9 protein-coding genes and 1 pseudogene are annotated in these 10315 nt (G+C 64.4%); 4 read left to right on the top strand and 6 right to left on the bottom strand.

What is annotated here, in order from left to right; translation table 11 throughout:
• From ACESNG_RS00270 to ACESNG_RS00260, 3 genes are all read right to left on the bottom strand, one after another.
• Window positions 1–776, bottom strand: a 776-nt coding sequence (locus tag ACESNG_RS00270; protein WP_373057988.1) for an ATP-binding cassette domain-containing protein, incomplete at its 3' end; no start/stop codon positions are given.
• 31 nt (window positions 777–807) lie between these two features.
• Entirely contained in the window at window positions 808–2244 is a 1437-nt protein-coding gene (locus ACESNG_RS00265) for a 1-acyl-sn-glycerol-3-phosphate acyltransferase (protein ID WP_373057986.1), read from the bottom strand.
• 47 nt (window positions 2245–2291) lie between these two features.
• Complete coding sequence (locus ACESNG_RS00260) at window positions 2292–3620, bottom strand: sorbosone dehydrogenase family protein (protein ID WP_373067226.1); 1329 nt, start codon at window positions 3618–3620, stop codon at window positions 2292–2294.
• Between the two features lie 390 nt (window positions 3621–4010).
• Between ACESNG_RS00260 and ACESNG_RS00255 the strand changes: the two genes are divergently transcribed.
• The 3 genes from ACESNG_RS00255 to ACESNG_RS00245 all read left to right on the top strand — a co-directional run bounded on the left by ACESNG_RS00255 (window position 4011) and on the right by ACESNG_RS00245 (window position 6162).
• Window positions 4011–4673 (top strand): SGNH/GDSL hydrolase family protein, encoded by a 663-nt coding sequence (locus tag ACESNG_RS00255; protein ID WP_373057992.1) that lies wholly within the window; start codon window positions 4011–4013, stop codon window positions 4671–4673.
• 75 nt (window positions 4674–4748) lie between these two features.
• Complete coding sequence (locus tag ACESNG_RS00250) at window positions 4749–5987, top strand: RCC1 domain-containing protein (protein WP_373067224.1); 1239 nt, start codon at window positions 4749–4751, stop codon at window positions 5985–5987.
• A gap of 43 nt (window positions 5988–6030) precedes the next feature.
• Entirely contained in the window at window positions 6031–6162 is a 132-nt protein-coding gene (locus tag ACESNG_RS00245; protein WP_373057980.1) for a hypothetical protein, read from the top strand.
• A gap of 169 nt (window positions 6163–6331) precedes the next feature.
• Here ACESNG_RS00245 and ACESNG_RS00240 read toward each other — a convergent pair whose 3' ends face one another.
• The 3 genes and pseudogenes from ACESNG_RS00240 to ACESNG_RS00230 all read right to left on the bottom strand — a co-directional run bounded on the left by ACESNG_RS00240 (window position 6332) and on the right by ACESNG_RS00230 (window position 9726).
• Complete coding sequence (locus tag ACESNG_RS00240) at window positions 6332–7900, bottom strand: family 16 glycoside hydrolase (protein ID WP_373067229.1); 1569 nt, start codon at window positions 7898–7900, stop codon at window positions 6332–6334.
• A gap of 24 nt (window positions 7901–7924) precedes the next feature.
• Window positions 7925–8824: pseudogene (locus ACESNG_RS00235) on the bottom strand (DUF808 domain-containing protein); the annotation flags it as partial.
• A 410-nt stretch (window positions 8825–9234) separates the two neighbouring features.
• Window positions 9235–9726, bottom strand: coding sequence for a hypothetical protein (locus tag ACESNG_RS00230; protein WP_373067221.1), 492 nt, complete (start codon window positions 9724–9726; stop codon window positions 9235–9237).
• On the opposite strand from ACESNG_RS00230, the gene ACESNG_RS00225 reads away from it, so the two are divergent.
• On the top strand, window positions 9714–10315 hold a 602-nt coding region (locus ACESNG_RS00225; protein ID WP_373067219.1), incomplete at its 3' end, for an alpha/beta fold hydrolase. The genes ACESNG_RS00230 and ACESNG_RS00225 overlap by 13 nt on opposite strands.

The following is a 10315-nucleotide window of genomic DNA, read 5'->3' as shown; positions in this document are numbered from 1 at the left end:
TGACGCTGCTGCGTGAGCCGTCGCTCTTCACGTTGCACGAGGAACGATTCGTAACCGCCGTCGTAGGCGAACGCGGTACCGCCCTCGAAGTGCAACACGTGATTGGCCATCACCGCGAGGAAGGCGCGATCGTGGCTGATGCAGATCACGGTGCGATCGGTGTCGCGCAGATACTGCTCGAGCCACGCGGTCGTTTCGAGATCGAGATGGTTCGTCGGTTCGTCGAGCAGCAGAATTTCTGCGGGCGTGGCCAGCTGACGAGCCAATGCCACGCGTCCACGTTCACCGCCGCTGAGCGTGCCGATGCTGGTAGCTTTCGCCGCTTCGGGATCGAAACCGACGCCCATGAGAACGGCATCGACCTTGGCCGCCATCTGATAGCCGCCCTCGCGTTCAAAACGTTCGAGGTCGCGGCCGTACTTCTCCATCGCCTCTTCGCCGTGATCGTGCTCGAGGTTCGCCGCCTGCGTGGCCAGCGAGTGCTCGAGCACGCGCAGATCGCCGAAGGCGTCGGCCACGATCTCCCAGAGCGTCATGCCGTCGGGGAACTGGCGATGCTGGTCCATGAGCGCCACGCGCAGCCCGGGCATACGCGCCACGGATCCGCTGGTAGGCTGCAGGTCACCGGTAATCAGGCGAATGAGCGTGGTTTTGCCGGTGCCGTTGCGTCCGACCACGGCCCAGCGGTCGCTTGAACCGACGGTCAGCGAGATATCACGAAAGATCTCGGTCGCGCCAAAATCCACCCGCGCGTTACCGATCGAAATAAGAGTCATGCCTGCGCCTGCAGAAGATGTGCAAATACGGTCATTGGTGAGAGTAACCGGACTTCCACTCTTCGCGAAGCGCCGCGGCCACGCGCACGATCTCAGCCCGCCGAGAGGCCGGCCAGCGACGCACCCGCCATACCAAGGCATGCCCACGCCAACCATCACGCCAGGCCACGGCGACATCAGCGGTTGTCGGCAGCTGCGTGAGCAACAGCACGAGCGCCACGAGCGTGAGCCACGTGGCGTGTTCGGTGGCGACCAGCGTGAACACGGCCGCGACGGCCAGCAGCAGGTACCACACCGCTACCACCTGCAACCCAGGCACGCACGCCCTCGCGATCACGTCGGAGCGCGCTTTGGCAAACCGATGCGCCAAGCGCCACACGAGCCAGAAGATGGGCGCATGGGTGAGCCAGCCGATCAGGGCGGCCGGCGTCATCAGCAGCAAAGCCCAGATTGGCTTTACGCGCGCTTCGGCGGCGAGACCGGCCCCGGTGAGTACGCGAGCGTGGTCGCGGGCGGATGTGCGAACGCCACCAGCTTCTAGCACCAACTGCGATAGTTCGGACACGAACGTATGTACGCGCGCCGCGTGCGGGGTGGCGCCATCGGAGCGGTGGTCCGCCACCAGCGACTCGGCGATAGGCACCAAGCGGGCCGCTCGCTCCAGCAACGGCGCCTGCGACGCGCTGGTGGCCGGCGGCTGAACGGCGGACACGGCGGCCACGATTTCGTCCCGCTCCTGAGCCGACTCCCAGTCGGGGGCATTCCGCGTAACGCCCAGCAAACTCGTGCGGAGCTGGTCGGTGAGAGCCGAAACGCTCGCCTCGAGTCCGGCGGCTAGCCGTTCGGCGCGCCAACCGCGCAGCGACCACCCCCTTCCTACTACGACCATGGCATCGGTACGCAAGGTGCGCGCGGCTTCGTACTGAACGCCGAATGGCATGACTGTCACGTCAAATACTGAGCCATTATCAAGAGTTTTTAAAGCCATCATAGCAACACCTGTCCGCAATCTTCCGATTTGCGGCGAGTCGTGTACACCACCTTGCGGAAACACCCCCACCACGTCGCCACAGGCGAATGCCTCAGCCACTCGACGACCTGCTTCGGCGTTCACAGCGGCCATGTCGACACCCATGGCCCGCATCTTTCGGGCATCACGGACCCGGGTGACGGGGATAACCCCCATCGCTACGTAGCCCATACCGGCCGCGCCGCCGACCCCGGCGGCGATCGTGGCGAGGTAGCGCACATGCCGATCGCAGGCTTGAAGGCCCAGCAGCACATCGGGGAGATCGTTGGGGTGGTTGCCGATGAACAGCACCGGCCCCGTGTCGGGGACCACGCCCAGTCGCACCACCGTCGTTTCCCGATAGACCCACCGCAGTGCGCGCCGCGACGACCATCGCAGGAAGGCGCGGAGCGGGCTGAAATGTTCAGAGTCGAAATGCGGGAGTGGCGCGGTCACCATACCCAAAAAGAAAGCGCCCGCGCGCGGCCCGGACAATGAACCAATCGCTAAGGCTTGGCTGGTCCCTTGTACCGCACGCGATACACTCGGCCGCCGGCGTCGTCGGTGATGATCAGTGATCCATCGGGCATGGCGGCAATACCGACCGGCCGATGCTTGGCGCGATCCGGCTGCACCTGATCGGCGGGGAGTCCGGCGAAGCCGTCGGCGAAGGTGACGGACTCACCGCCCGAGAGCGGCTGGAACAGCACGCGATAGCCGGCCTGCGGCGCGGGCGCGCGATTCCACGAGCCATGAAACGCGATGAACGCGCCACCGCGGTACATCTGAGGAAAGTTGCCGGTGGTCGGATAGATGAACAGCGACATCGGCGCCCAGTGCGCGGGGAATACTGCGCGCGGCTCTTTCCTGCTCGCGCATTGCGAAGTCGTCTTGCCGTCGCCGCCGTACTCGGGCGCGCTGACCAGGTGGCGCTCCACGATCGAGTAGTAGCAGTGCGGCCAGCCGAAGTCGTCGCCCTGATTGATCTGAATCAGCTCTTCACCCGGATTCTCGGCCTGATACGCCACATCCGGAAACACCTCGGGCCAGCTGTCATGCAGCTGATCGCGACCATGCTGCGTGCCGTACAACGTGCCGTCTTGCGCGAGGGCGAGACCCATGCCGTTCCGGATGCCGGTCGCGTAGCGCGCTTCGGCGTTGAAATGCTGCCCCAATCGATTGGCGTCGAAACGCCAGATGCCGGCGCGAGTGAGCAACTCGGTGCATGGCTCCAGACCCGGCGAACCCAGCGAGCGGTCTTTCGCCTGACAGCTGTTGGTGGCGGACCCGACGTTCACGAACAGCGACCCGGTGGTATCGATGGCGAAGCTGCGCGCACGGTGGCCCGGCGTGAGCGGGAACCCATCGACCACGACTTCGCGCGGACCGGTTGGCACCAGCGCGGTGTCGGCACGGGCGTAGCGCGCGATCGCGGTGCCTTCGTCCACGTACACGAAGCCGTTGGCGAGGGCGATACCGGTGTTGCCGAGTGTGCCGATGCGCCGCATGAGATCGGCACGACCGTCGCGATTGGTGTCACGCAGGGCGACGAACGAGGTGGCCGGCGTTGGCCTGGTGCCGGCCGGCATCGCCTTGGGCGTGGGATTCGTGTCCTCGATCGCGATGTAGACATCGCCGTTGGCGGCCACCGCAACATGGCGCCCATGGGCGACGCCTTCGGCGAACACCGAGGCGCAGAACCCGGCGGGTAGCGTGAGACCGGCGCTGCTGTCGGCACAGGCCACGGCCGAGCTGTCACTGAGCGAGGCAACGGCCTTCGTGGAGTCGGACGGTGAGCGGTCGGGGGCATTGCAGGCCGCCGCGAGCGCAAGCACGAGCGTTGCGGCTACAGTGATTCGTTGGAATGAACGCGATTTCTGCGAAAGCATGGACGGGTAGCTCCAGTTCAGGGACATTCTACCAACACCGCGCAGTCGGGCAAGAAATGCACCATAGTCATCACGCCTTTTGCTTATCCGTGCCGTTCTGTGTGATCCGCCCGTTCCGTGTTCCAGCTGTTGCTGTTGAAGTAGAGCCGCCCAACGCGGGGTGCGGCACGATCGCTAACCGCCGGAACACGGAATCGACGGATGCTGCGGAACCGCACAGATAAGCGAACAGCGACGATCAAGATCCTTTCACAACCATTCGCCGAGGGATCCGTGTCCCGTTGGAGTTTTTTGTGGGTAACCGTGCTGGCCGCAGTAACCTTGGGCGTGTCTCGTATGCAGGCACAGGCGCCGAATCCCGATTGGGCCAACCTCGCGCGCTACCGCGCCGACAACGCGCGCGTAGGCGTGGCTCAGCCCGGTGAACTGCGCGTGGTGTTCATGGGCAACTCGATCACCGAGGGGTGGGCTCCACACTTTGCGGTAATGTTTCCGGGCAAGCCGTATATCGGGCGCGGGATCAGCGGGCAGACCACACCGCAGATGCTGGTGCGCTTTCGTCAGGACGTCGTGGCCTTGGCACCGGCGGTGGTCGTGATCCTTGGCGGCACGAATGACATCGCCGGCAACACCGGGCCATCGTCTCTCGAAATGATCGAGGACAACATTGCGTCGATGGCGGAGATCGCGCAGGCGAACGGCATTCGCGTGGTGCTGTCGTCGGTGCTGCCAGTGTTCGACTATCCGTGGAAACCCGGTCTGACACCCGCACCGAAAATCGTCGCGCTGAATGCGTGGCTCGAGCAGTACGCGCGCACGCACAACGCGGTGTATCTGGATTATCACACCCCAATGGCCGACAAGCGCATGGGGCTCAAGCGCGAATACGGCGACGACGGGGTGCATCCCAACCTGGCGGGCTATCGCATTATGGCACCGCTGGCGGAATTGGCGATCCGTGAAGCGCTGCGGAAGGCGTTGCCACGACGCGCGCGGTAAGCGAGAATCGTCTACGTACCTTCTACGCCGCGCGATGTATATCAGCGCGAGGCCGGCCTCTGTTACGTTGGACGCATGACACCTCGTTGCCGCCCCAGGGGCTGGATCACCGCCGATCTACTACTCACGCTGTCGCTGGCTCTCTCAGCGTGCGACGCGGCAGCGGTGAACAACCCGTACGCCGGGCGCGCTGTGCCGACGCCGGTCACGGTGAGTGGCTCGCGACAGTACGCGCGGGTGTCAGCTGGCTTCTTTCACAGCTGCGCAGTGACAGCGGGCGGCGAAGGCTGGTGCTGGGGGAGCAACGAGTATCTGCAAGTCGGCGTCGCCAGTACACCGTCCCGCTGCGAGCAAGTCAGCTGCAGCCGGACGCCACTGCGGGTCGCGGGATCGTTGATGCTGGTCGACATCGCGGCCGGCGTGACGTCTACCTGCGCGCTGACCACGGTGGGACGTGCCTACTGCTGGGGTGGTGGATATCCCGGTGTCGGGTCGCAGCTCGGTGACAGCGCGATCGTGTCGAGCGCGACCCCGGTGCGCGTGAAGACCGATTCGACGTTCGCGCAGATCACGGTAGGCGGTTCGCACAGCTGCGCCCTCACGGCAGGCGGCACCGCACTCTGCTGGGGCGGGAATCAGTTCGGTCAGCTCGGCAACGGCTCCGTGACGTCGAGCGCGACACCGATCGTGGTCAGCGGCACGCTGCGCTTCGCGTCGATCTCCGCTTCGAGCACGACCACCTGCGCCGTGGCGCTGAGCGGCATCGGGTACTGCTGGGGATCGAATCGTTGGGGACAGATGGGCGTGGGCGATGTCCCGTACAACTCACTCGGACTCGCGGAGCAACGCCCGCGAGAAATCAGTGGCGACCTGCGATGGGCGCAGATCGCGGCGGGTTTCGAGCACACGTGCGGTGTGACCACCAGCGGTACCGCCCTGTGCTGGGGACTGAACGAGAATGCCGGACAGCTTGGCAACGGCACGTCGGTCTCCCATCGTGGCGTCCCGGGGCCCGTAGCGGGCGGACGCAGCTACGACGGCATTACCGCCGGCGCCGTGGCCAACTGCGCACACACGCCGGGTAACGAGCTCTATTGCTGGGGGAGTAACTACTTTGGTGGATTGGGCAACGGGCAGACGCAGGCGCTCGGCGTGAACCAGCCGGTGAAAAACATCGGCGGATCGTTCCGCGGCGGCGAGGCGGCCAGACACCACAGCGCGGGGCTGGGCAGCAGTCACGGCTGCGCCATCAAAACCGACGGATCGGTGAGCTGCTGGGGCGACGCCTTTTACGGTCAAACTGGCGATCGCTAGAATTCGCCTGGTACGCACGCTCACCTTCCGGCCGAAATCTCTCATGCGCCTGCTCCGCACGCTGTGTCACACCCTCGTTATGGCCACACTGTTGGCCGCGCACAGACTCGACGGCAAGCCGACAGACGCTCTCGTGTCGAAGAAGCTCAAAGACCGCATCATCGCGATGCAGTAAGCGATGAAAGGCGGTAAGGGTGGGCAAGGACGCAAGCGACTTCCGGCGAAGCCGGTCACCAAGGAAAAGCCGCATGATGGACCGAAGCGCGGCGCACCGAAACGCGACTGGGGGGCAGTGGATCGCGATGATCCCCTGCCCCCCACGACCCCGAAGCCCGCACGCGGGTCTACTTCTTCCTGAGACGATTCCGAAGACGGCGGAGTTCCACTTCCGAGGCCATGAAGGCGAAGCCCGGCCATCCACCGCCCTGCATGGCCCGCTCGAAGGAGCCGCGCGCGCGCACGGTATCGCCCTTCACGAGGTACCACGTGCCGAGCCCGTAGCTGAGCGTCGCGATCTGCACGTCGGCCGTATCGGCCGGCGTGAAGAGTTGATCGGGCGTGACAATACCACGATACAACTTGAGTCGTGACGCGTACGCGTAGCCCGGCGGCGCGGCCAGTGAGTCGGGCTTCCGGGCCAGCATGGCCGTAGCTTCGGCGGTGCGGCCGGCGCGTGACAGCGAGAGCCACAACCAATCGGTGCTGCCGGTCAGTTCACCGCCATCTGGTGCACGCGGCTGCGCTTTCGCGAACAGTGTAGCCGCCTGCGCGAAGTTGCCTTGCAGATAGCGCAGTACACCGAGATGAAAGAGAATGCCGTAGCTGGTGCTGTCGAGCGCGTAGCCGGCGGTGAGATCGACATCGGCCTTGGCGAACTCGCGCACCGACAGATACCGGTGCCCGCGCCAGCGTAGCAGCATGGCGCGATCGCGTCTGGACTGCGCCGTGCCGTTGTCGGGAATCGCCGCCAGTCCGCGGGTGAATGTCGCGATCGCTTCGCGGAACTGTCGCACGTTCGACTGCGCCACCCCGAGCGTGATGTAGCGTGGCACGTGCGTGCGATCACCTTCGAGCTGTTCGTGCGCCGTCGCGACGTCGGACGTGCGAGGCATGGCGCGGTACACCTCACCTTCCGGCGAGCGGTACTGCACCGGCTCACCAGACAAAGGCTCGAGATGCCGATACCACACGTTGCGAAAACGCACCGGATGTTCGTGATCCTGCAGGGAGATCGGCAGACGGTCTTCGTGCGCTTCGTACGGCGGCCGCGAACCGTTGGCGGTGGGGCCGACCAGCTGGCGATGATCCTGCACGAGGACGCCGTTGTGCAGCACCGTTAGCACGGCCGGCGTGATCACTTTTTTCGTGGTGGAGAAGCGCGGACGACGATACGTAATGTCGTAGCTCTGCCACTCACCGGGCGCGCGACTGGCGTTCACCAGCGGCGGATACTGCCCATACAGCGACGCCGCTTGTCCGTCGGCGTAGGTGGGATTGCGATACGAGTCGAGCACCTGCACTTCGTAGCGTCCGCCACCGAAGAACACACCGCTGTTTCCGCGATCCTGATCGCTGCCACGCGCGGGTATCGGCGACATCCATTCGATATGCAACTGCACGTCACCCACGGAGTCGCGCGACATGATTCCACCGGTGCTCGGCGCCACTTCGAACGCGCCGTCGACCACACGCCACTTGGCCGGGGTACCATCGCTCTGCGTCCAGCGAGCGAGCGACGTGCCGTTGAACAGCACGATGGCATCGGACGGCGGCAGTGTGAATGAGCCTGCTCCGGGGCTCACGACTTTCGGTGCGGGGCGCGCGCGCGAGTGCTGCGGCCATCCACCCAGGGGCCCTTGCTGCGCCGCAACGGTCGTCGCGAGTGACGTGAAGAGCGGCGCCGATACGAACATCATAGCGGCGGCCGGCTTGCGCACGACCTTCTTCCCGAGTGTGAACAGCAAGACTGCGATGGCTCCCGAAACGATACCGACCAAGGCGTCGATCAGCGTGGTCGCAATGAAGGCGAGCACGGCGCTGCGTTCGGTGAGCGAGTGGCCGACCCCTTCCACGAAATGCTCGATGAACGGCACGCCATGCGCGATGATGCTGCCACCAACGGTGAACATGGCGGCTGTGCCGATCACGGAGAGGCTCTTCATGAGCAGCGGCGCCGCGCGCAGGATGAACGCGCCGAGTTTGCGGGCAGCCGCGTCTTTCTTTCGGTGCAGCGCGAGTCCGAGGTCGTCGAGCTTCACGATGCCGGCCACGAGTCCGTACACGAGCACCGTGGCGCCGATCGCGATGGCACTGAGTGCAACCACCTGCTGCACGAGCGGCGCGGTGGCCATCGTACCGAGAGTGATCACGATGATCTCGGCCGACAGTACGAAGTCAGTGCGCACGGCACCCTTCACTTTGTCCTTCTCGAAGGCCACGACATCGACGCTCGGGTCGGCCACCGCCTTGAGCAGCTCGTCGGCCTTGGGCTTGTCGTCCCGGTGCAAAAACTTGTGCGCGAGCTTCTCGACGCCTTCGAAACACAGGAACACACCGCCGAGAATCATGAGCGGCAGGATGGCGACGGGCAAGAACGCGCTGATCAGCAGAGCCGCCGGTACCAGGATGAGCTTGTTGATGAACGAGCCCTTGGCCACGGCCCACACCACGGGCAGCTCACGTTGCACATTCACCCCCGACACCTGCTCTGCATTCAGCGCCAGGTCATCGCCCATGACGCCGGCCGTCTTGCTGGCCGCCACCTTGGTAAGCACCGCAACGTCGTCGAGCAGCGTCGAGATATCGTCGATGAGGGCAAGCAGACTGGAAGCGGCCATGGGTCCGGTAGTGAAGGGGCGGGAATCGAGCGCTGTCGGGAATTTTACTTACACCTTCAAGTCCCGATAGCCTCACGCTTTCGACGGCAACGGCAAACAGCAACAGCCGGAACACGGATGACACTGATGAACGGAAACCACACGGGATAAGACCAAGAACGCAGCGCTTCTTATCTTATCCCGTGCTTTTCCGTAATTCGGTGTCATCCGTGTTCCAGCAGTTATTGTTGCTGTTGTTTTTGCTGTTGTTGTCACCCGTTGAATTGCCGACTGCTGAAATCAGCGCATCCGCATCGCCGGCACGCCGACGTAGACACCGGCGGTCTCGAGCTGCATGAACTTGGGTACGACGGACAGCGCGCCCACTTGCACGCCGTCACCCAATTCGACGCCGATACCGATCTCACTTCCTATGCCGATGAGCGTGTTCCGGCGAAGTCGAGCAGGTTGTGGTCCATCAGGGCGAGACTATTCACCCAGACGCCGCGTCCGATGCGCGCACCGTTGAGACGCATATACCAGTTCCAGATCGTGGTCGCACGGAACGCGGGGCCGGCGAAGATTCGGACCACGTGGATAGGCATGAGGTAGCGTCCCCGGTTCAGCACGGGCCAGCTGAATTCCCGCAGCGGCTCGTTGACGTTCGCCGGTGTGCGCCATCCCAGAGCCTTCGTGACCAGCGCGGAGTAGAGCATCAACGAGCAGCCGCACAACAGATACACCGGCGCAAAGCCGAGCGAAGCCAGCGTCAGGCGAATCCACGTGGACATTGGCCACGTGGACTGCCAATGTATAAACGACACAGCAGGCGCATGCGCGAGCCCGGTGATGATCGTTTCCACGACCACCACCGACACCGAGGCCCACAGGAACCGAGCCGTACGACGCGATGTCGCAGTCATCGAGCAGTCCTCATGTGAACACCGGGAAAGCGGCGGTCAGCGACCACGGAAACGTTGTTCCCGCGTCGCACCACCCTGAACATTGTCACGTTCAGGGTGAAGGGCCACCGCTGATATATATCCCCGGTCTCGACGGCACCGGTCTGCTGTTCTACCGACAGTCCCGACTGCTCGCGCATCGCTTCCGGGTGATCACCTTCCGGCTGCGCGACGACGCGCTCAGCATGGACATGCTCGTAGCCGAGATCACGCGCCATCTGGACGCTGCCGTGCCCGACGGTACACCGGCCATTGTGGTCGGCGAATCGTTCGGAGGTGCACTGGCCATGAGTTTCGGACTCGCTCATCCGGAGCGAGTCCGTGCCCTCGTGATCCTGAATTCCTTTTCGCGCATCACACCCAGGATCAAACTCTACGCCGCGATCGCGGCCGCGCGCATCGTACCGTGGGGCACCATGCGAATCGCTCGACGCTTGACGGCATCGCGCCTGCACTCCTCGCACACACACCGCGACGAGATTCGCCGCTTTCTCCTGCTCACCCGCGCCACCACGCGACACGGCTACATCAACCGACTGCGCATTCTCGC

The organism is Gemmatimonas sp., from assembly GCF_041689975.1.
In the GTDB taxonomy this organism is placed as follows: domain Bacteria; phylum Gemmatimonadota; class Gemmatimonadetes; order Gemmatimonadales; family Gemmatimonadaceae; genus Gemmatimonas.
The sequence above is the reverse complement of the archived record's forward strand: the minus strand, read 5'-3'. Positions and strand labels throughout refer to the sequence as shown.

Coding starts and splice junctions, on each gene's coding strand:
- ACESNG_RS00265 (WP_373057986.1), bottom strand. CDS start 2,244: ATGGTGACCGCGCCACTCCCGCATTTCGACTCTGAACATTTCAGCCCG.
- ACESNG_RS00255 (WP_373057992.1), top strand. CDS start 4,011: ATGCAGGCACAGGCGCCGAATCCCGATTGGGCCAACCTCGCGCGCTAC.
- ACESNG_RS00250 (WP_373067224.1), top strand. CDS start 4,749: ATGACACCTCGTTGCCGCCCCAGGGGCTGGATCACCGCCGATCTACTA.
- ACESNG_RS00245 (WP_373057980.1), top strand. CDS start 6,031: ATGCGCCTGCTCCGCACGCTGTGTCACACCCTCGTTATGGCCACACTG.
- ACESNG_RS00240 (WP_373067229.1), bottom strand. CDS start 7,900: ATGTTCGTATCGGCGCCGCTCTTCACGTCACTCGCGACGACCGTTGCG.
- ACESNG_RS00230 (WP_373067221.1), bottom strand. CDS start 9,726: ATGACTGCGACATCGCGTCGTACGGCTCGGTTCCTGTGGGCCTCGGTG.